20 protein-coding genes are annotated in these 22256 nt (G+C 42.2%); 10 read left to right on the top strand and 10 right to left on the bottom strand.

All coding sequences use genetic code 11. The features are described from left to right. Nucleotides 1–3: 3 nt before the first annotated feature. Complete coding sequence (metB, locus tag NH454_RS02825) at nucleotides 4–1263, bottom strand: cystathionine gamma-synthase (protein ID WP_253038168.1); 1260 nt, start codon at nucleotides 1261–1263, stop codon at nucleotides 4–6. Nucleotides 1264–1529: 266 nt separating this feature from the next. Between metB and metJ the strand changes: the two genes are divergently transcribed. After that, a complete protein-coding gene (gene metJ, locus NH454_RS02820; protein WP_054563330.1) occupies nucleotides 1530–1850 on the top strand; it encodes a met regulon transcriptional regulator MetJ in 321 nt (106 codons plus the stop codon). Nucleotides 1851–1937: 87 nt separating this feature from the next. Here metJ and NH454_RS02815 read toward each other — a convergent pair whose 3' ends face one another. Together NH454_RS02815 and rpmE are read right to left on the bottom strand one after the other, a co-directional pair. Then, the gene (locus NH454_RS02815; RefSeq protein WP_135922750.1) at nucleotides 1938–3179 is read right to left on the bottom strand and encodes a malic enzyme-like NAD(P)-binding protein; all 1242 of its coding nucleotides are present in this window, start codon (nucleotides 3177–3179) and stop codon (nucleotides 1938–1940) included. A gap of 699 nt (nucleotides 3180–3878) precedes the next feature. Further along, nucleotides 3879–4094 carry a 50S ribosomal protein L31 gene (rpmE, locus tag NH454_RS02810; RefSeq protein ID WP_036973208.1) on the bottom strand — a complete coding sequence of 72 codons (216 nt, stop codon included), beginning with the start codon at nucleotides 4092–4094 and terminating at the stop codon, nucleotides 3879–3881. 233 nt (nucleotides 4095–4327) lie between these two features. Here rpmE and priA point away from each other — a divergent pair, with 233 nt between their 5' ends. The 5 genes from priA to NH454_RS02785 all read left to right on the top strand — a co-directional run bounded on the left by priA (nucleotide 4328) and on the right by NH454_RS02785 (nucleotide 9440). Beyond that, a complete protein-coding gene (gene priA / locus NH454_RS02805; protein ID WP_253038167.1) occupies nucleotides 4328–6508 on the top strand; it encodes a primosomal protein N' in 2181 nt (726 codons plus the stop codon). A 17-nt stretch (nucleotides 6509–6525) separates the two neighbouring features. Next, nucleotides 6526–7050, top strand: a complete 525-nt coding sequence (locus NH454_RS02800; protein WP_135922752.1) for an SPOR domain-containing protein — start codon at nucleotides 6526–6528, stop codon at nucleotides 7048–7050. Between the two features lie 80 nt (nucleotides 7051–7130). Further along, nucleotides 7131–7649: an ATP-dependent protease subunit HslV gene (gene hslV, locus NH454_RS02795; RefSeq protein ID WP_008115012.1), complete on the top strand. Its 519-nt coding sequence runs from the start codon at nucleotides 7131–7133 to the stop codon at nucleotides 7647–7649. 11 nt (nucleotides 7650–7660) lie between these two features. Further along, nucleotides 7661–8989 carry an HslU--HslV peptidase ATPase subunit gene (hslU, locus tag NH454_RS02790; protein ID WP_135922753.1) on the top strand — a complete coding sequence of 443 codons (1329 nt, stop codon included), beginning with the start codon at nucleotides 7661–7663 and terminating at the stop codon, nucleotides 8987–8989. Between the two features lie 76 nt (nucleotides 8990–9065). Further along, entirely contained in the window at nucleotides 9066–9440 is a 375-nt protein-coding gene (locus NH454_RS02785) for a gamma-butyrobetaine hydroxylase-like domain-containing protein (protein ID WP_135922754.1), read from the top strand. 97 nt (nucleotides 9441–9537) lie between these two features. On the opposite strand, the gene NH454_RS02780 is transcribed toward NH454_RS02785, so the two are convergent. From NH454_RS02780 to NH454_RS02770, 3 genes are all read right to left on the bottom strand, one after another. After that, a complete protein-coding gene (locus NH454_RS02780) occupies nucleotides 9538–11418 on the bottom strand; it encodes a methyl-accepting chemotaxis protein (RefSeq protein WP_253038166.1) in 1881 nt (626 codons plus the stop codon). Between the two features lie 122 nt (nucleotides 11419–11540). After that, the gene (locus tag NH454_RS02775; RefSeq protein ID WP_138558029.1) at nucleotides 11541–12575 is read right to left on the bottom strand and encodes an MJ1255/VC2487 family glycosyltransferase; all 1035 of its coding nucleotides are present in this window, start codon (nucleotides 12573–12575) and stop codon (nucleotides 11541–11543) included. Continuing rightward, on the bottom strand, nucleotides 12572–13108 hold the full coding sequence (locus NH454_RS02770; protein ID WP_235403923.1) for a phosphatase PAP2 family protein: 537 nt from the start codon (nucleotides 13106–13108) through the stop codon (nucleotides 12572–12574). The genes NH454_RS02775 and NH454_RS02770 overlap by 4 nt, the downstream gene beginning before the upstream one ends. Nucleotides 13109–13320: 212 nt before the next feature. Here NH454_RS02770 and rraA point away from each other — a divergent pair, with 212 nt between their 5' ends. Further along, nucleotides 13321–13818, top strand: coding sequence for a ribonuclease E activity regulator RraA (gene rraA / locus NH454_RS02765; RefSeq protein ID WP_135922757.1), 498 nt, complete (start codon nucleotides 13321–13323; stop codon nucleotides 13816–13818). Between the two features lie 5 nt (nucleotides 13819–13823). Beyond that, on the top strand, nucleotides 13824–14873 hold the full coding sequence (locus tag NH454_RS02760; protein ID WP_253038165.1) for a formimidoylglutamase: 1050 nt from the start codon (nucleotides 13824–13826) through the stop codon (nucleotides 14871–14873). Between the two features lie 159 nt (nucleotides 14874–15032). Here the strand turns inward: NH454_RS02760 and NH454_RS02755 are convergent, their stop codons facing one another. Together NH454_RS02755 and hutI are read right to left on the bottom strand one after the other, a co-directional pair. Beyond that, nucleotides 15033–16706, bottom strand: a complete 1674-nt coding sequence (locus NH454_RS02755) for an EAL domain-containing protein (RefSeq protein ID WP_205994313.1) — start codon at nucleotides 16704–16706, stop codon at nucleotides 15033–15035. A gap of 121 nt (nucleotides 16707–16827) precedes the next feature. Then, nucleotides 16828–18069, bottom strand: coding sequence for an imidazolonepropionase (hutI, locus tag NH454_RS02750; protein ID WP_253038164.1), 1242 nt, complete (start codon nucleotides 18067–18069; stop codon nucleotides 16828–16830). Between the two features lie 138 nt (nucleotides 18070–18207). Between hutI and hutC the strand changes: the two genes are divergently transcribed. Then, nucleotides 18208–18915 carry a histidine utilization repressor gene (gene hutC / locus NH454_RS02745; RefSeq protein WP_135922761.1) on the top strand — a complete coding sequence of 236 codons (708 nt, stop codon included), beginning with the start codon at nucleotides 18208–18210 and terminating at the stop codon, nucleotides 18913–18915. Here the strand turns inward: hutC and NH454_RS02740 are convergent, their stop codons facing one another. Further along, complete coding sequence (locus NH454_RS02740) at nucleotides 18916–19686, bottom strand: NADP-binding protein (RefSeq protein ID WP_253038163.1); 771 nt, start codon at nucleotides 19684–19686, stop codon at nucleotides 18916–18918. Nucleotides 19687–19809: 123 nt separating this feature from the next. On the opposite strand from NH454_RS02740, the gene NH454_RS02735 reads away from it, so the two are divergent. Continuing rightward, a complete protein-coding gene (locus NH454_RS02735) occupies nucleotides 19810–21837 on the top strand; it encodes a methyl-accepting chemotaxis protein (protein WP_135922763.1) in 2028 nt (675 codons plus the stop codon). Here NH454_RS02735 and NH454_RS02730 read toward each other — a convergent pair. Beyond that, complete coding sequence (locus NH454_RS02730; protein WP_135922764.1) at nucleotides 21822–22031, bottom strand: hypothetical protein; 210 nt, start codon at nucleotides 22029–22031, stop codon at nucleotides 21822–21824. The genes NH454_RS02735 and NH454_RS02730 overlap by 16 nt on opposite strands. Between the last annotated feature and the right edge of the window lie 225 nt (nucleotides 22032–22256).

Genomic DNA, 22256 nt, shown 5'->3' with positions numbered 1-22256 from the left:
TTTCTACCACAATGCCGTATGTGCTGGCGTTAACTTAAATGACGTGTTTTGTTGTGTATCTTGCTGTGCTTGCTTAACTTCAGCTTTTGTAACTTGCTGGCCTTGACCTGGTTTTACTAAATTAAAAACACGGTCTAAATCGGCAATAAGGTCTTTTACGTCTTCAATGCCTACAGAAATACGAATAAGGGTATCACCGACACCAGCTTCAAGACGGGCTTTAGGCTCCATACCTGCGTGTGTCATCGTTGCAGGGTGACAAATCAAGCTCTCTACCCCACCAAGCGACTCAGCAAGGCTAAAGTCTTTAAGGCTTGTTAAAAACGCTGCGGCATCGTTAATGTCGCCTTTAATATCAAAGCTCACCATACCACCAAAACCGCGCTGCTGTGCTTTAGCAAGCTCATGCTGTGGGTGTGAAGAAAGGCCTGGGTAATAAACTTGGCTTACATAAGGTGAGTTTTCTAAATACTCAGCAATTGCAAAGGCATTTTCTTGGTGCTGCTTCAAACGTACATTTAAAGTACGTAAACCACGAAGTGTTAAGTAGCTATCAAATGGTGCACCAGTAATACCAATGTTATTCGCCCACCAAGCAAGCTCATCACCTAACTCTTGCGTTGCAGCAATCACCGCCCCGCCGACCACATCAGAGTGACCATTAATATATTTAGTGGTTGAGTGCACAACAATATCAACACCAAACTCAATTGGGTTTTGTAATGCAGGTGATAAGAAGGTGTTATCAGCCGCAACTAAAGCACCACACTGCTTAGCAATGCTCGTAATTGCTTTAATATCAGTTAAACGCAAAATTGGGTTACTTGGCGTTTCAATCCAAATCAACTTAGGTTTTATCGATAAAATTTCTTGATGGTTTTCAGATTTGGTTAAATCCAAAACTTTTAGTTTTAATAAGCCACGCTTTTCAAGCGAAGTGAATAAACGGTAACTACCGCCATAACAGTCATGTGGAATAACCAGTGTGTCATCACTGTTTAACAGCTGAGTTGCTAAATGCACTGCAGACATACCTGTTGCAGTAATAATGCCTCTTGCACCCCCTTCAAGCTCAGCTAAGGTTTCAGCTAAGATATCGCGATTCGGATTACCACTGCGGCCATAGTCATACTGGCGTTTAGTATCAAAGTCAGCAAATGAATAGGTGGTTGATAAGTATAGAGGTGGCACAACCGCACCATGATGCTTATCGGCTTCGATGCCGTGACGAACCGCTATCGTCGCTTTATTTTTTTCACTCATTTCATCACCTATTCATAAATTGGATGTTTAGACGTCTAAAAGGTTAGATGATCGACTATGAGAAGTCAAAGTATTTATAGCTCACAATAGAAGTTTATACATTTACACTACTAGATGGCTAAATAACTAGTATTTGACTATCTTTTTTAAAGAGATAGAATTTCCGCATCTTGCGCGATGAGAAATACTAATTACCTTTACGAAGTGTTCTATTTTGAATTGGTATCTCGCGTAAATAACTGACAACCGAGGCAACGAAATAACTTATGGCTAAATGGAACGGTGAATACATTCACCCATATGCAGAACACGGTAAAAAATCAGAACAAGTAAAAAAGATTACCGTATCGATCCCACTTAATGTATTAAAAGTATTAACTGATGAACGTACACGTCGTCAGATCAATAACTTACGTCATGCGACGAATAGTGAGTTATTGTGTGAAGCTTTCCTACATGCTTTTACAGGTCAACCATTACCAAATGACGATGACCTTCGTAAAGACAACCCTGAAAAGGTGCCAGAAGAAGTTAAAAAGATTATGCAAGAAATGGGGTTAGATATCCCTGTTCTTGATTCAGAGTAAGTATTTCGGCCATCGGATCACCGCCGATAGCCACAGGCATAAAAAAACTCAGCTTAGGCTGAGTTTTTTTATTAGCGTTAATTAAGTTTAACGCATGTAATCTTCTGGCATCTCAATTTGCGCAACCCCTGACTCTACTGCCGCCTCAGCAACAGCACGAGCAATACGAGGTAATAAACGCGGGTCCATTGGCTTAGGAATGATGTACTCGGCACCAAACTCTAGTGACTCAACGCCAGCCGCTTTTAATACTTCGCTTGGTACAGGCTCTTTTGCAATGCTTCGAATAGCATGCACAGCTGCAATTTTCATTTCATCATTAATTGCCGTTGCTCGCACATCTAGCGCACCACGGAAAATAAACGGGAAACAAAGCACGTTATTCACTTGGTTAGGGAAGTCTGAACGCCCCGTTGCCATAATTAAATCGTTACGTGCACTGTGTGCAACTTCTGGGGCAATCTCAGGATCTGGGTTTGAACACGCAAACACCACAGGCTTATCTGCCATCAGTTTAAGATCATCGGCAGTTAATAGATTAGGACCAGATACACCTACAAACACATCAGCATCAGCAATAACGTCTTGTAATGTACGCTTATCAGTATTGTTAGCAAATAATTGCTTATACTCATTTAAGTCATCACGACGAGTGTGGATCACACCTTTACGGTCAAGCATATAGATGTGCTCACGCAGTGCGCCACATTTTATTAATAGCTCCATACAAGCAACTGCAGCTGCACCGGCACCTAAACATACGATAATTGCATCTTCGATGTCTTTACCTTGTACTTCAAGGGCATTAAGCATACCAGCAGCGGTAACAATAGCAGTGCCATGTTGGTCATCGTGGAAAACTGGAATATCGCAACGCTCGATAAGCGCTTTTTCGATTTCAAAACACTCTGGCGCTTTAATATCTTCTAGATTGATACCACCAAACGTATCAGCGATGTTAGCAACCGTATTAATGAAGTCTTCTGTTGTGCGGTGTTTTACTTCAATATCAATTGAATCAAGGCCAGCAAAACGTTTGAATAGTAACGCTTTACCTTCCATTACAGGTTTTGATGCAAGCGGGCCTAAGTTACCTAATCCTAGAATTGCGGTACCGTTTGAAATAACCGCAACCATGTTACCTTTACCTGTGTACTTATAGGCATTTGCTGGATCAGCAGCAATTTCGCGGACTGGTTCAGCCACACCTGGGCTATAAGCTAAAGCGAGATCGTTAACCGTTTCGGCTGGCTTAGTTAGTTCAACACTAATTTTACCTGGAACGGGGTGAGCGTGGTAATGTAATGCTTTTTCACGAAAATCTGACATAACGCGATAGTATCCTGCAAAAAGTTAAAAAGTGAGAGAGCTTGCATCAGTACGATACCTGTAATGTATAAAAATTCCAAGTATTATCAGGTCTATCCTGTTATAAGCTATATCGCTTAATTTTAAAGGATTTCCCAACAATTTCTGTGCATAGTTGCGATTAATCAAACATAAAAATCAACCTATTTATGGCCTTTTAAGCGCGTGTTTTTGTATTTTATATGCACGAACACTGCAAATAGCCGAAATTAGCCCAAAACAGCCATTTCAACGAAGTTCACAGCATTTACTCACGAAATTATTTAAATTTATTATTTTTAATAACTTTTAGATACCAATACGCTTAGTTAAGTAGTCTATTTTGAGGCAATGAAACCTTGTTGATAGCAAGGCAAAAATTTCGTTATTTAGTTGTGTTCTAAATCAGAAATTTTTAACGCAGGTAGCGACAGGTTTAATCCCTCAAAATGATTAAGTATTATTGCGGATTGGTATACTCATTTATACAAAAAAGAATATAGCCAAGGGGTGGCACTTTGTCTCTACAATTAACGACATAATGGGCATAACAGCCAGAAATAGTTATGCAAAGGAAATGAGTGAAGATGATAAGTAAGTGTCAGTGTTAATAACGAATTTTGTGAATTTTAGCCATAAAAAAAGCACCCTAAGGTGCTTCTTTTAACTAAACAGCAGAAATTACTTCTTGCTGCTAAGTGCACCGAAGCGCTTGTTGAAACGATCAACACGGCCGCCAGTGTCTAAAATCTTTTGCTTACCAGTGTAAAACGGGTGACACTCAGAACATACGTCTAAGTGGATGTCTTTACAAAGAGTTGAGCTAGTTTCGAATTTGTTACCACATGAACAAGTTGCAGTGATAGCTTCGTACTTAGGGTGAATACCTTCTTTCATAGGGAACCTCTAGTTAAGGCCGTATCGCTCTCCAAACCCGAAGTCTGGCACCATACGCAGTTAATACAATTAATAGGCCGCGTATTTTATAGCTCAAGTGACCTTGCGACAAGCTTTAAATACATATTTCGCTAAAAAAATAATCAAGTGGCTTGTTGTTCAGTATTTGTTGGTAGGTTTTTAACCGTAATTTTAGTACATTATCTTTCCGTCTTTGTTTCAGTAGAGTTGTTATGCACTTTGTAGAAGTTGCCATAAAAGTCCCTTTACAGCGTACCTTCGATTATAAAGTTGAACAGCTGCTGCACAGCCCTGAGTTAAAGCCAGGCATGCGCGTTCGCGTGCCATTTGGTAGTCAAAAAAAGGTTGCAGTGGTGTTGGCTCTAAAAACATCAACCGATGTTCCCGCTGACAAAATAAAGCCGATTATAGACGTAATAGACGACACGCCAGTTTTATCTGAGCAACATTTAGCGCTTCTGAAGTTCACTGCACGCTACTACTGTTATCCATTGGGTGAAACCATTCATACGGCACTTCCAGCTGCATTAAGACAAGGCGAATGCCCTGATAAAACCAGCATTAACATGGTTGAGCTGACCGAAAAAGGTGCAAAGCTGCCGTCGCTAAAAGCAAAAACCCAGTTAAGTTTATTAAAGCAGCTAGCCGAATCGGGCAAATCATCGGTTACAGAATTAAAAGCACTCGGATTTACAAAAAAAACCATCGATAGCCTGCTCGACAAACAACTGATCACTCAGTTTATCGAACATGATAACCAGTGGCAGCAACGCCCGCCGACGGTAGGTAGCAAACCTGTACTTAATAAAGAACAAGCTGTGGCGTGTACCAGCATTAATCAAGCTAGCGGCTTTACCAGCTTTTTACTTGAAGGGGTTACCGGAAGTGGTAAAACCGAAGTGTATTTGCAATGCCTAGAAGAAGTACTTAAAAAGGGCCAACAAGCCCTAGTATTAGTGCCTGAAATTGGCTTAACACCACAAACGGTTAATCGTTTTCGTCGTCGCTTTCCTGATACACCGATTATGCTCTGGCACTCCGCACTGACAGATAACGAACGCTTACAGACCTGGCGTTTCTGTGAAAAAGGCAGCTGCGCCATAGTGATCGGCACACGTTCGAGTATTTTCTTACCTTTTTTATCACTTGGCATGATCATCGTTGATGAAGAGCACGACAGCTCGTTTAAGCAACAAGATACATTGCGCTATCATGCTAGAGACCTAGCCGCTTATAGAGCATACCAGCATAATATTGTGCTCGTTCTAGGTAGTGCCACACCGGCACTTGAGACCTTACATAAAGCAATTAATAACAAATATCAGCTGTTGAGCCTCACTGAGCGCGCCCAAACCAGCACCGATAACCAGTTTCAACTAATTGACATGAAAGGTCAGCCAGAGCAAGCAGGCATTGCCCATGCTAGCCTTGCCTATATGCGCCAACATTTAGAGCGTGGCAAACAAGTAATGGTGTTTTTAAACCGTCGCGGTTTTTCGCCTACCCTTATATGCCATGAGTGTGGCTGGCTAAGTGAGTGCTCACGTTGTAGCACCAGTGCAACCTTTCATAAAGCCATTGGCCAGATGATTTGTCACCACTGTGGTGAGCAACATCAGGTGCCTCATCAATGCCCCGATTGCGGCAGCACACAGATCTTTCCAAATGGTAAAGGTACTGAACAAATCGAAGAGTTTTTAACACAAACCTTTCCTGATATTCCGATTAGTCGTATCGACCGAGATTCAACTCGTCGTAAAGGCAGCTTAGAAAAAGCCCTTGATGATATTAACCAAGGCGGTGCGCGTATCCTCGTTGGTACGCAAATGTTAGCAAAAGGCCACCACTTTGCTGATGTTAGCCTGGTTTTAATCTTAGATGTCGACAGCGGTTTATATTCGTGCGACTTTCGCGCTACCGAGCATTTAGCGCAACTTGTCACACAAGTGGCAGGCCGTGCTGGTCGAAGTGGTGAACCTGGGCAAGTATTATTGCAAACCCATTTTCCTGAGCATCCATTACTACAAGATTTAGTCAACAATGGCTATCAGGATTTTGCCCGCTATGCCCTGACAGAGCGCGAAGAGGCTCAGCTTCCACCCATTACCAATATGGCTATGGTGCGCGCCGAAGGACATAACATTAATCAAGTGGTCGATTTTTTAACTGATTTGGTTCCTGTCCAGAACGTATCTGGTATACAATTGCTCGGTCCGATACCTGCGCCACTGGAACGTGTGGCTGGTAAGTATCGCTTTCAATTACATATTCAGGCGCAGGAACGCTCCCACTTGCACCAATATTTAGCGCAAATGGTCGACTACATAAGCACCAGCAAATTAGCGCAAAAAGTGCGTTGGAGCCTAGACGTTGATCCGATAGATATGATTTAAAGGCCAATAAAAGAGTCATGGCACAACACGATTACATTAATAAAAAACCAGCAAATAGAAATAAAAAGCAGGCTCCGGCGAAAAAGCCATTTCCTATTATTCTAATTTTAATCGCGCTTATTTTAGTAGGCGGGTTTAGCTATGGCTTATGGTATATCAAACATAATGCTGACCCTGAACTTGTGGAACAACAAGCCAATCCGACTAAACAAGAAGAAACAGTTATTCCGCCACCTAAAACACCTGAATTTATCAAAGAGATTAAAGAGCACGAAGTTCAGGTTGAAGTAAAAGAGATTGAACAAAAGGGCCCGTATGTAATGCAATGCGGTTCTTTTAGAACCTTAGAGCAAGCACAAACATTAAAAGCTAAAATCGCTTTTGCCGGCTTGGTTGCCGAGGTAAAGAAAACCCAAGGCAGCAATGGTGTTTGGTATAAAGTGCGTTTAGGCCCTTACGAAACCAAACGTTTGGCCGAAAGTGATAAAAATAAACTTAAACGTATCAAAATAATGGGCTGCGGAATTTGGCTTTGGACTTGATTTTAGTTCATTCACCCATATAAACACCTCATCAATCGCTTTTTACGAGCGGCTTTGCCGCTCGATGATGAGGAATAATCATGACCACTATTGTAAGTGTACGCCGCGACGACAAGGTCGTAATTGGTGGCGACGGCCAAGTTTCACTTGGTAATACCGTAATGAAGGGCAACGCCCGCAAAGTTCGACGTCTTTATAATGGCAAAGTAATCGCTGGTTTCGCTGGCGGTACTGCTGATGCCTTCACCCTTTTCGAACGATTTGAAAGCAAACTAGAAATGCACCAAGGTAACCTGACTAAGGCAGCCGTTGAAATGGCCAAAGATTGGCGTAGTGACCGTGCACTTCGAAAACTCGAAGCACTCTTAGCAGTTGCAGACGAAACTGCGTCATTGATCATCACAGGTAACGGTGATGTTGTGCAGCCAGAAAATGACCTAATTGCGATTGGCAGTGGTGGTAACTTCGCACAATCAGCAGCCACAGCGCTTCTTGAAAACACCGACCTAAGTGCACGTGAAATTGTAGAGAAAAGCCTAACTATTGCCGGCAACATCTGCGTATTCACGAATAATTTCCAAACTATTGAAGAATTGTAATAGGAACTGCCATGTCTGAGATGACGCCAAGAGAAATCGTTCACGAGCTAGATCAACACATTATCGGCCAAGCTAAAGCTAAAAAAGCAGTTTCAATCGCGCTTCGTAATCGCTGGCGCCGTATGCAACTAAGCGACGAGCTACGCGCCGAAGTAACACCAAAAAACATTTTAATGATTGGTCCTACTGGTGTGGGTAAAACTGAAATTGCTCGCCGCCTTGCAAAACTTGCTAATGCGCCTTTCATTAAAGTTGAAGCAACCAAATTCACAGAAGTGGGCTATGTTGGTAAAGAAGTTGAAACTATCATCCGTGATTTAGTGGATATTTCAATTAAAATGACCCGCGAACAGCAAACTAAGAAGTTTAAGCACCGTGCTGAAGAAGCGGCAGAAGAGCGCATTTTAGATGCCCTACTACCACCAGCGCGCGACACCTTTGGTGAATCAAAAACTGAAGAAAACTCTTCGACTCGTCAATCTTTCCGTAAGAAATTACGTGAAGGCCAATTAGACGATAAAGAAATCGATATCGATGTTGCACAAGCTCAGCCTAATGTTGAGATCATGGCACCTCCTGGTATGGAAGAAATGACCAACCAGCTACAAAGCATGTTCCAAAACATGGGTGGCGACAAGCGCAGTAAGCGTAAGTTAAAAATTAAAGAAGCCTTCAAACTATTAGTTGAAGAAGAAGCTGCAAAACTTGTTAACCCTGAAGAGTTAAAAGAGCAAGCTATCTTCGCGGTAGAGCAAAACGGTATCGTGTTTATCGATGAGATCGATAAAATCTGTAAACGTGGTGAAGCGTCTGGCCCTGATGTTAGCCGCGAAGGTGTACAGCGCGACTTACTACCATTAATCGAAGGCTCAACAGTAAGCACTAAACACGGCATGGTTAAAACTGACCACATGTTGTTTATTGCATCTGGCGCATTCCAAATGGCTAAACCATCAGACATGATCCCTGAGCTGCAAGGTCGTTTACCAATCCGCGTTGAGCTTGAAGCACTAAGTGCTGATGACTTTAAACGTATCTTAACTGAGCCTCATGCTTCATTAACTGAGCAACAACGTGAGCTGTTAAAAACTGAGCAAGTTGAGGTAGAGTTTACCGATGATGCAATTGAGCGTATCGCGAAAGCGGCTTGGCAGGTAAATGAGAAAACCGAAAACATCGGCGCACGTCGCTTACACACAGTGATGGAAAAACTAATGGAAGAAATTTCATTTGATGCCTCAGAAAAAGCAGGTTCAACACTAACAATTGATGCCAATTACGTTGAACAGCATTTAGGTGCACTTGTTGAAGATGAAGACTTAAGCCGTTTCATTCTTTAATCAACAAATTAGCGTTATACTAAAAAGCCTCCAGTTGGAGGCTTTTTAGTATATAAATCGTAGATTCGAGGCTCACATGAAAGAAGTCACTAAAGTGCATTATCACAGCGTTAGTAAAGTATTAGATGTTCATTTTGATGATCAGACTATTGCCCAATTTAGTGCTGAATTTCTGCGTGTTCACTCACCATCTGCTGAAGTACAAGGCCACGGTAATGAGCAGATGAAACTGGTGCTTGGCAAACAGCAAGTAGGAATTAGTAAAATTGAGCCGGTTGGCCATTATGCAATTCGACTGGTATTTAGCGATAATCATAATAGTGGCTTGTTTAGCTGGCATTACTTAGCTGATCTACAAGCAAATCATGATGCGCTTTGGCAACAATATCAAGCCAGAGTCACAGAGCACGAAGCCAACAAAGACAGCGTGCCTATTAAGTTTGTGCCTTAATACCTTGTCGCGGTATACACACCCAAGCAACAAAAAAGCGCGATGACGAAACCATCACCGCGCTTTTTTATGTAAAGTATAAAGTATCAAGTAATTATTAAACTTTAAACTTATCGATTGCCTGATAAAGCACACGCGCTTGCTCAGATACTTCTTCGCTGGTTTGTGCATTGGTTGCCGCGTGACCCGATGCCTCTTGAGCGATATCACGAATGCGTACCACGTTTTTATTGACCTCAGAAGCCACTTGGCTTTGTTCATCAATTGCTGTGGCTATGTGAGTACTCATATCCATAATGGTTTGTACATCTTCGGTAATTGAACGCAGTAACTCACCGGCTTTGCTTGCCTGCGCCGCGCTTTCGCCACCTTGTGTACGACATTGCTGCATAATACTCACCACTTCTCGTGTGCGACCTTGTAGGGTCGAAATAATGCTCTCAATCTCTTGTGTTGAGTCTTGGGTACGCTGGGCAAGTGAACGTACTTCATCAGCAACCACCGCAAAGCCACGACCTTGCTCACCAGCACGCGCAGCTTCAATGGCCGCATTGAGTGCCAGTAAGTTAGTTTGCTCAGCGATACCACGAATAACATCCAACACAGAGCCAATCGTTTCAGCGTCTTTTTCTAACTGCGACACCACACTTGAAGCATTCCCGAGTGAATCTGATAAGTGATTAATTTGCACCACCGTCGATTCAACCTCCGCACGACCTTGCTGCGCACTTAAGTTAGTTGACTCAGCTTTTTTCGCAGCCGCTTCTGTGTTGTGAGAAATATCTTGAATCGTCGCCTGCATTTCAGTGGCAGCTGTAGCAACCATATCTGCTTCGTGAAGCTGCTCTTGCATACCTGAGCTTGTTGCTGCTGTCGTTTCTGATAAATGCTCAGTTGCCACGTTAAGGGTACTTAGCGCGGTATTAACTTCATAAATCAGCTTTTTGAAATCACTGATCAAGCTATTAAAGTCGATCGTCATGGTGGTAATTTCATCTTTACCTGATTGAGAAATCGACATGCTTAAATCGTTATTGCGACGAATTTCGTTAATCGTGTGGTACACACGCTCGATAGGCTGAATAATTGAGCGGCTAGTAAAGTAAACTAATAGCATCACTAAAATGCTCGCAATAATAAACACAAGAATGGCAATCAACTGCGCGCTAGCAGCACTAGATTCTACAAACTCTTTAGTTTGTGTGGTCAGTTGGCTGACAATTGCATCACTAAGCTCAACACTGCGTTTCATCTCACCGAGTGCCCCTGACTCTAAATCAAGGCCCAAGGCAACTTGTGCATCAACTAAGGCTTTAAATTTACTCTGATAAGTCGCAAGCAAACTAAGCAATTGGTTTTCGTAATTTGCATCGAACCCTGCGTTTTTAATCTCTGATCTAAAGCTAGCAACTAAATCATCAAACTTGCCCATATACTTTAAATCAAAGCGCAGCATAAAGTCTTTTTCTGCACGGCGAAGCTGTAGCATTAAAGTTAGTAATTTATAGTTTTCGCGCTCACTTAATAATGTTTCTACTTGATGCACCGCACCACGTAAATCACCATAAAGTGCATCTTTCGGGTGTAGACCTATTTTCTTTTGTAGTACCACAACCTTATTGAAGTCGTCATAGTAAGTTTTTGCTAATCCTTTAAACTCATCAAGTTTAGTGCTATCCATATCAAGATCATCGACTAACTCATCTAGGCGAGCAATTTTGGTTTTTAACTGGGTATACTCATTTTCAAAAAGCTCAAGGCTCTCGACTTTTTTATAAAACAAAAAGTTTTTTTCATGCTTGCGCATGGCAAGCTCATGAATATCGAGTTCCTCTGCATTTTGAATTGTTTCATTGAGCTTAAGCATCATGCGTGACTCAAAAATAATTACACACAGCATTACAACCATTGCAAGGCCAACAACAAGCGCGTTTAACTGTAAACGACGTTTTATAGTTAAATTTTGTAATACATTCATTCAAAGTGCCCTATAGCAACATGCATTTCAAAGTATAGCTAAACTATTTGAAGCAGCTAATAAAAAGTAGCCTGAAAAGGCGATGCATTTTCCAATATAAGGAACCAACAAACAAACTGTATTTACTGTAAGTTAACTTTTTGCCATAAATGTTGGTGTAACTTATCTAATTTCTGCCACTGCTTTTTCCTTACCCATTCAACTAATGGCGCGGGATCACTCGGAAAGTTCAATCTTTTATTTTGTGGTGATTGCAACCAATCATCCATCGCATAGGGGTTAAGGTAACTCATAACATGGGCAGCTCCCATGCCTAGCAGCGTTTGTGCATTAATCCCCTGCTCAAACTGCTTGCCAAGCGGCTTGAGTAACAGCTTTTTACCTAACTGTAATGCCTCGCTTGCAAGCTCAAACCCTGCATTACCAATCACACCACCAGCGTTGGCTAAATCGTTAAGAAACCCAACTCGTGACGGCGCTCGCAGATGAATATTACCGATTGAGCAATCTTGCGCATCGGGGTGATAGCAGTAAAACTCACGCTCAGGAAAGTCCTTTAAGTAGTCGACAACACTGTCTAGGTTCTCAAACGGTAAATAAACTAAGACTTTATTTTCAACCATCACAGGATTGTCATGGTGATGACTCGCGATGAAAGGAGGAATAATATTCTCAGCATAAGGTTGCCAATGAACACCGAGATAGACATTCGCGGGGGCATAATTACGGATCAACGCACGACGAAAGAAAGCTCGACCAAACATTGGCACTTTATCAGACAAAAATGCAGCCTGATGACTCATACCAATAACCGGAATACCTTGCTGTTTTGCTGCCCACGCTGTGATAGGTTCAAAGTCATTAAAAACCAAATCATAATGACGTAAATCTAAGCTTTTAATATCTTTAATTAGCTGCAAAGGGCGTGCATTTTTTAATGTTCTTAAACTATCAACTTGTCCTGATTTACTGGTAAATGATAAACCTCTAAATGTTCTAAAGTCGGCAAAATCAGCCATATCAAAGTAATCTTGCTCTTTGCGCCCGGAAAATACGTAGTCAACATCGACCCCTAATGCTTTAAAGGTGGTTGCCATCACGCGAGCACGGGTTATGTGTCCGTTACCTGTTCCTTGTATACCGTACAAAATTCTCATATAGATTCCACCACCATGACTGCTAAAACTGCACAACTCGACCCCATACCTGCGCCAATAATTACATCTGCAGGGTAATGCACACCGATTACCACCCGAGATGCTGCTACACCCGATGCCCAAAGAAGCCACAGCACAGTAAGCTCAGGGAAATACATGGTTAAAATAGTCGCTATAACAAATGCCCCAGCACTATGCCCCGACGGTAGGCTAAACTGGTCACTTGGCACTAAATACGCACCTTGCACTAAGCAGTCGCAAGGTCTTACCCGCGCAATTCGCTTTTTAGCTAAAAAGTAAATGGGGCGCTCAATTGCAAAGCCAACCAATATACTCATCGCAAGCTGCTGAAAATGAAGTTGTTCGGTAAACCACCAAAACCCAAGGAACAACACCACATAAAGTCCGCCATCACCGCTTTTTGATAAACCAAGCGCTGACTTTCTGAGCCAATTTGGCGAAGCGTCGTTAAACACACTTAAAAACAGCTGTTCATCCACTTTGGCCAATTTAGTAAGCATGTTGTTTGCCATGGTAAGCTCCTTGTCATACTTTGCGTCTAATTTTTATACTCATCTCAGCTTAGGCGGTAAAAATAACAATTAGGTGACGCTTTTGAGACACTAATGTTGCGATAACGAAATTCCTTTGATTTAAACGAATAAACCAGTATTAAGTCGTTGTTATTGAGTTGTATCAAGGTATACTGGGTACTAAACAGACAGTCTCTTTAGAGGATGAAAAAATGGATTACAGCACTTCTGATTTATGCGATCACTTTGCCGACGTGGTCGATGTGCTCGAGCCAATGTTTATCAATTTTGGTGGACGCCCAAGCTTTAGTGGCCGAGTGAAAACTGTTAAATGTTTTGAAAATAACGAGCTGATCCGCGATATCTTAACTACGGACGGAACCGATAGTGTACTTTTGATCGATGGTGGTGGTTCAACCCGACGCGCACTAATAGATATTGAACTAGCAGAAATCGCCCTTGAGAATAACTGGCAAGGGATCATCGTTTACGGTGCTATTCGCCATGTTGACGAACTTGAAGAGCTAGATCTAGGCATTCAAGCAATTGCTTCTATTCCAGTTGCTGCAGACAGTGAAGGCGCAGGCGAAGATGGTATAGGCGTTAATTTTGCCGGTGTGTCTTTCTTTGATGGTGACTTTGTTTACGCCGATAGTACCGGCATTATATTATCTGCTGAAGAATTAGAGTTAGAAATAATAGAAGACTAATCTCAGTGATAAATCCCCTTAAAATTTATGATGAAGCGGCGGTAAAACATTTATGTGTCCGCCGCACCAATGAACAAAAAGCATGGCAAGCTCTTGCTCTTCTTGATACACATGTAAACGCCTCTCAGGCTCTTATTGATGCCAAACAGTTTGGTATTCGTTACGTTTTAGTTGGCGTGTGTGAAGATATTGGGCCTCGTGCTAACCTAGGTAATGGCGGTGCACAGCAAGCATGGCTAGCTTTCTTAAAGCGCTTTTTGAATCAAACTCATAACCAATTTTTAAACCATGAGCGTGTATTGCTACTTGGTGAAGTTGCGCTTGATGATTTAAACCAACAAGCAGCTAACCTTGATAATAAAAACGACGCCGACTTAGCCAAACTACGTGAACTGTGTGGCGATATCGACACCCGTGTTGAGCAAGTACTGGCAATGATTTTTGCAGCTGGCCTTGAGCCAATTGTGATAGGTGGCGGACACAACAACTGCTTAGGTATATTACGTGCCCTTAGTAAGCAGCATGGCAAACCAGTAAACGCCATTAACTTAGACCCTCACGCTGATTTTAGAGACTGTGAAGGTCGCCATAGCGGTAATGGCTTTAGGTATGCCTACAGCGAAAATCATCTCGCTGATTATCATGTGATGGGTTTGCACGAATTTAAGAATAATCAAGCAATTATGAATGCGTTAACTCAAGCAAACTTCTCGTTTGATAGTTATCAAGACATTCAAGTTCGTCGCAATATAGACTTATCAACCGCATGTAAACAAGCACTTAATAAATTCGATAATGCCCCATTAGGCGTCGAAGTTGACTTAGACAGTATTTCGCTAATGCCAGTTAGCGCTTATACCAATTGCGGCTTTAGTGTGAGTGATGCAGAACACTTTGTGCATTTAGCAGCCAGCCAAACAACTGCTCGCTACCTTCATTTATGTGAAGGTGCACCATCACAACACCCTGTTAGTTTAGAAGCAGGCATGAACGATGCCGGCCAAATCATCACTGCCCTAGTGAATGCGTATTTGCAGGCAAGAGAGGCAAGTTAGAAAGATGCGAGAAACGAGATAACGACTGATTTTTGGGGAGGTCTGCTCGAAACAAGTTTCACCCCTAACTGTAGCAGCGGCTTTATGCCGCGCCCCTTAAATTGTAAGCAAGGTTTGAGATAAACGCGATGTAACGAGTCAAACAACTCGCTAGCTTCATTACTGATGCTCTAAATGCCATTGTTTTAACCATGACACCATACCTACACTACTAAGCGGGTAATTAAAATAATAACCTTGCGCTGCATAGGTATTTAATGACTTAATAAAATTAAGTTGTTCTAAGGTTTCCACCCCTTCACAAATCACTTTAGCATTATTTTGATTATGCATAGCCACCACCCCTGAAACGAGGCTACGTATTTGAGTTTGGTGAGCAAAATCTGCGGTAAGCGATGCTGCAACTTTAACATACTCAACATTCAAATTTGGTAGTTTAGATAGCCAAACAGGGGTATCACCTAATCCATCTACACACAGTTTAATACCAATGCTACTTAGCCTTGCAACCATGGCTTTACCTTGATCATCCAAGCTCATAAATAGATCAAGCGGGCATTCAATAATTAAAGCGCCGGGTTCTAAATGATGCTCGGTGGCAATACGGTCTACAAATTCAATAAACTCTTCATGCAGCATCTCAGGACCAAACACATTAATACTGAGTGGCAGCTGCATGCCTTCCATACGTAATGCCATAGCAAGCTCTGCTGCTCGCTCAATCACATAAGCAGCAACCGGATAGCTAAGGCCTGCAACACGAATATCATCAATAAACTTGTTAGCTGCTAAGATCCCTTGTTTTGGATGCTGCCAGCGTAACAATAATTCTAAAAACTCTATTTTGTTGTCACTATTACGAACCACTGGTTGAAAATACAACTCAAGCTCACTAGCAAAATCTAAGTGCGCCAGCTCTCGAAGCCTTGCTTGCTGCTCTAGCTGCTCAATCATCATTTGTGGATGATATGGCACGATAGCCCGATCTGGGTTTGAATCAAGTGCAAGGTTAGCGAAAGAAATAAGGTTTTCAAAACTGTATTCAGGCTCGTTACAGCTAACGTAGCTAGCTCGCACTTTCACCTCAATAGTGCAATTTGCCACATTGAAGGGTTTTAAGGTCACTTGTTTTATTTGACTTATAAGTTGCTCATGCAAATGCTTTTGCTCCTCAAGAGAGCAAATGAAGGCAAAATTTAATCCACCTAAGTGAGCAAGCTTTTCTATATTGCCAGCGCCACTACTAATATTAAGCACTGCATCATTGTCTAATTGCTGTTTAATACGAGTAGCAGACTGAGCAAGTAATAAATCACCAAAGTCCCGACCTATATGCTGGTTAACACTTTCAAATCCCTCTAAACGCAGCATAACAAGGGCGCAGTTATGCGAGTGTTCTTCAACCCAGCTAGCAAAGCTACGTCGTAAATCACTGCGATCTGGCAAACCTGTTAGTGGAGTACTGTCTATTTCATCATGGTAAGGAGTATCAACTATGACTTCTTCACTTTCTTCTGGTTCTTCAAAGTTAAAAAAGCCAGACACAGATAAAACAATAACTGAAATCACTAGCCAATACGCGGAAGTTTCGAGCAATAAGTGGGCAGAATACATAACTGTAAACGTAATCGCCGCAGCGACAGTAAAAATAATCGCTAACCAGTTATTTGTTCGAAAAGCTTGCCATAAATGAAAGCAAAGACTCATTGCTAATAAAATGATTAACCAAGGAATAGCGGAGCTGAGGATTGCCAACCCCAGCACACCATTAACAACTAAACTGAGTCTAAGTATTGGATGACGAGTGACACACAACGCACAAATCATTGCCATAAAAACGCAGCCTGCTAAAAACACAGGCACTGCATCACTACTTAAATTTACGAGCCCTACACCGTTACTCGCTAAACTGGCAATTAATGACATCTAATCCAAAAATACGTAAAAATAACTTCTAACTAAGTCTACCCAAAATCCACAGATTTAACAGTTTATTTACGCCGAATTGGTAACTTAATTGCGCAGGGTGGGATATTTGCCAGTGAGCAATATCAGCGCGTGCCCCCACTTTTAATACACCTCGATCATCAAGACCCAAGGCTTTGGCGGCATTACGTGTTACACCTGCAAGCGCTTGCTCTGGTGTCATACGAAAAAGAGTACAGGCCATATTCATCATTAAATGCAATGAACACAATGGTGACGTTCCTGGGTTGAAGTCGGTTGATATAGCAATAGGCACCTGATACTGCTGAAGCAATTCAATTGGTGGGTATTTTGTTTCGCGTAAGAAATAAAATGCCCCCGGTAACAGCACTGCCGCAGTGCCTGCTTTGGCCATTGCTTGAATGCCTGCTTCATCTAAATGTTCAATATGGTCGGCTGATAAGCCATTAAATTCAGCAACAAGTTCTGCACCATGTTGATTAGATAACTGCTCAGCATGCAACTTAACGGGTAAGTTGTGCTTTTTAGCCGCTTCAAATACACGGCGAGTTTGCTCGTTACTAAAACCGACATTTTCACAAAATGCATCAACCGCATCAGCTAAATCAGCTTCAACAACACGGTCAAGCATCTCACCGCAAACCAAATCAATGTACTCATCACTACGGCCTTTATATTCAGGTGGCAATGCGTGAGCACCTAAAAATGTGGTTTTAACATCAACCGGATGATTTTCACCTAATAAGCGAGCCACTTCGAGTAGCTTAATTTCGTCTTCGCAGTCAAGACCATAGCCAGATTTGATCTCTACCGTAGTCACGCCTTCTGCGTATAACGCATTTAAACGCTCTTTCGCACTGACAAATAAGGTTTCGTGGTCTGCTGCGCGCGTTGCTCGTACTGTACTTGCAATACCGCCGCCATTAGCAGCAATTTGCTCATAACTAACACCTTGCAACCGTTGCTCGAACTCTTCAGCGCGGCTACCGGCAAACACTAAGTGAGTGTGGCAATCAATTAATCCCGGTGTTAACCATTGCCCTTTAGCTGAGATAGTCGGTGTTGCTAATGCATCAAAGTTTGGTAAGTCAGCTTGCGAACCTAACCAAGCAATTTTACCTTCTTTTACTGCGATCGCTGCATTTTCTATAGCACCGTATGGCGCATCAACTGCAGGATCCATGGTGGCAATATTGGCATCTGTGATCACTAAATCCCAGTGCATTTGGCTATCGTTCGTTGTATGCATTTTTCACCTATACTTATATCTGCTGCGAGCTTTAAAGCGCCTAATCAAATTAGCTTAAAGTTTAACAACTCATCTTGTATATACAAGAAAATTATGCCACCTTGTAACACACTGTTAACTTACCTGTGCACTTTCACAATGAGCGTCCCTAAGTTTGCACAAATAAAAGAATATATTTTGGAAAACATTCGATCGGGTCAATGGCAAGAAAATAGCCGCGTGCCCTCAGAAAACGAATTAACCAGCCAGTTTCAGGTTAGCCGCATGACGGCCAGACGCGCGTTATCTGAACTTACAGACGCCGGTATACTAACTCGTAGCCAAGGCCAAGGGACTTTTGTAGCAAGCTTTAAGTCACAATCATCATTGCTCGAAATTAAAAACATCGCTGATGAAGTTAAAGCTCGTAACAGTGATTACAGCTGTACAATTTTAGTGATGGAATCAATACGTGCAATTGCCCCTATTGCAATTGCATTGGGCGTTGATGTAGACAGTCACGTTTATCGTAGCGTCATCGTTCACAACGAGAACGAGCAACCTCTGCAAGTAGAAGAGCGCTTTGTGAACCCGGCTCTGGCAAAAGATTACTTACAACAAGATTTCCACAGCCTAACTCCCCATGAGTATTTATCAACCAGTGCGCCATTAACTGAGGCCAGACATACGGTTGAGGCGATTATGCCTAACCAAGAAATGTGCGAATGGCTTAATCTCTACAATGAAGAGCCTTGTTTGCAAGTGATCCGCCGAACGTGGTCAGCAAATGGCATTGTAAGCTTTGCACGCTTAGTCTCACCAGGTAGTAAATACAGACTCGGCGGTCACTTAACCTTTAAAAAGTAATTAAATTGGCAATTGATAGTGAAAGTTCAGCGCCTCAATAGCCGAACCATCAATGATACGTTCGCCAGCTTCATGACTTGTAAAGGTGGGTGGTTGATTACCCAGTTCAGAGCATTTTTGCTGGTAGTAATCCGCTTTTGTTGGATGCGCTGGGTTAACAACGTTATAAATGCTATTGGCGTTAGACCAGTTTTCAAGCACTGAAAAAATCGCCGCTATTACATCTTGCTGTTGTACCATGTTCACCACTTGCTGACTTGAGCTAGTAAGCTCTTTACCTGCAACAAACTTACCTGGGTCGCGTTCGGGGCCTACAAGTCCCGCTAAGCGCAATGCCTTGCCACCTGCATTTAGCACTAATTGCTCCGCATCGTATAATGTTTGTTGGCGTGCTGATTGGCAGTTAATTTCTGTGCTTTCGTCGTAACAACCATTGTCAGTTGGGTAAACACCTGTCGAAGAACATAAAATAAAGCCTTTACAATTTAGGTGTTTGGCAAGTTCAAGCCCAGCTTGTAATGTATCTAAATAATTACTTTCTGAGCTGCGGCTACGCGGTGGAATTGCACACACCCACCATGCTCCTTCAAGTGATACGTCATGTTTAAGTACACCATCTTCAAGTGCAAACTGACGCTGAAAGTCATGTTCGTGATCGCGACTACGGTGTGTCCCCTGCACCTGCCACGCCAATCCCTTTGCCTTAAGACAAAGAGCTTGCCCCAACCAACCTGCACCTAGCACCACCATTTTATTATCATTCACAACCATTTAGTAACTTACTCTATGTATTTTGTAATATTTTATTAATAACTACCGTTTTGCAAAGTAGCGATTTAAGCGCAAATATGATTAGATAGATAACTCTAACCGATAATAAAAATACGTGCACCTATGTTAAACAATCTCTCTTTACGTAAAAAAATATTACTGCTGATTGGCGGGACGATTAGTGTACTACTGATCATCGCGTCTAGTTTCTTTGTTAATCATATTGCTGACCTATCTCGCAAAGCGATTCAACGCGAAGCTGATAGCTACTTACAAAGCGAACGACTATCAATGCAAGGTTACTTTGCTAAATACGGTAAAGTTGTTGAAACCTTCGTAACAAATCCGCATTTAGTAAACTGGTTTGACAACTGGACTAAACGTGATCAAAGCCTTGATAACCAACCAGGATACGACAACGTTAATCAAGATTTTGTTCGTATCAGTGGTAACGATGACAACATTCTATCGGCCTTCTTTGCATCAGCAACAACAGGCGAATACTTTAAAGAAAACGAGCGAACCACCCACTACAATGGCCAGCCTTATTACGCTTATAAACGTGGTTGGTGGCAAGATGCTTTAAAGATCAACAAACTTTATGTTGGCCCTATTTCTGTAGATTTAACCACAGGTAATGCCTCAGCGGTTGTGCAACAGCCAGTTTATAATAAACAAAACAAACTTGTTGGTTTTGGTGGGGTTGATTTACAGCTCAACAATATCAACGACATGGTTGAGGCCATTCGCTTTAATGGCCAAGGTTTTGGCTTCTTGCTAGATGGCAATCAAAAGGTTGTTCACTTCTCTGAGCGTACTGGCCATAAATTATCTGTGACTGACGAAGGCCCTAATGGTAAAGAAGGCTTAGATGCCCTCGAAAAACAATTTAGCGACACATCAGGCTTTAGCGAATTAAACCGCGCGATGAAAAGCCAAAAAGATGGTAGCAGCTATGTCACATTTAAAGGTGAGCAATATTACGTTGTATACAATCGCCTTGAACTAGAAAGTCCATATCTTGATTGGTATGTCGGGATTTTGATCCCAACTAGCATGATTGATGAGCCAGTTAACGATGCGGTGATGACAACCACTACATCATTAATCATCATCCTTGCGATTATCATTGCGATGATCTTTTGGGCCACGCAAATGATCACCAAACCTCTTACAAAACTGACTTACATCATGCGTGATATCGCATCAGGCGATGGCGATTTAACACAGAAAATTGAAATTCATAGTCAGGACGAAGTTGGCCAGCTTGCTCATCATATGAACACCTTCATCGATAAATTACGTGCAATGATGCTCAACACTGCTGCGCAAGCAGAGCAGCTGAGCCAAGCAGCTAGTCAGCTGAAAATTGTATCGCAAAAAACCAATGATGAAATTCAGCAAGAAAAACAACAAGTTGATAGTGTAAGTGCCGCTGTTACTGAAATGGCATCTACAGTACTCGAAATTTCACGTAATGCGCAGCATACCAATAATGCAGCCGAAGAAGTGCAAGCCATTACAGTTGATGGCACTAAGCGCTCTACACAAGCTCAGTCAGTAATGACTGCGCTTGCAAGCCACATCGGCGAAGCATCTAAAGTAGTTGCTGGTCTTGAACAAGAAAGTGGCAACATTGGCGCTGTGATCGACGTAATCAACTCAATTGCAGAGCAAACTAACTTACTAGCACTTAATGCAGCAATTGAAGCGGCACGAGCCGGTGAGCAAGGGCGAGGCTTTGCTGTTGTGGCTGACGAAGTTCGTTCACTAGCAAGCAGAACACAAGAGTCAACGGATGATATTCGAAATATGATCAGTCGCTTACAGCAAATTGCTCAACAAGCATCAACTATGATGCAACAGGGTCAAGAGCGTGCTGAAGGCTCCGTTGAGCAAACGCAAATTGTATTGCAAGCACTGCAAGATATCGCGCAATCAGTGACAAATGTACAAGATCAGAGTCATCAAATTGCGACTTCAACAGAACAGCAAACTGTGGTTGCAGAAGATATTAATAATAGCCTGGCGGCTATTAACCACCTTGTTAATAGCACTGCGGATCATGCTCATGAATTGGCAGATGAAGCACGTGATTTAAATGAATTGGCAGCGTCTTTAAATAAGACAGTAAATCAGTTTAAGTTATAAAGATAAATTGCCGAAGTTATTAAAAACCCGATGTCACCTGAAGATGACATCGGGTTTTTATCGTCAGCCTTCCCTGTTAATCGTGGCGCAACCGCTTTCGCGTGTTCCATAAATTCATGCCACTGTTGCTTATTCCATAAAGCAACTCCTTTGTCGGTCAATCCTTGTGTTGGTTGCGTTTGTACTTGTTCCATATAGTCACCTCCTTACGCTAGCTTCATCCTGTTTGGCTCCAAGCCTGAGCTTATCCCTTGCTGTCATCTCCGTTCACTTTATCCATAAAGCGTTGCCATTGTGCGCTACTCCATAACGCTTTGTTACTTCCTTGCTGTCCTTTTTGCTGTGCTACATTGTCCATACTGTAAACTCCTTGCGGTTTATCGTCCTTTACTCCTACAGCTGCTCCTTGCTGTGTTCCC

Origin of the sequence: Pseudoalteromonas sp. Ps84H-4 (assembly GCF_024124645.1) — a bacterium.
Taxonomy (GTDB): Bacteria; Pseudomonadota; Gammaproteobacteria; order Enterobacterales; family Alteromonadaceae; genus Pseudoalteromonas; species Pseudoalteromonas lipolytica_C.
This window is presented reverse-complemented; position numbering and strand designations above follow the sequence as displayed.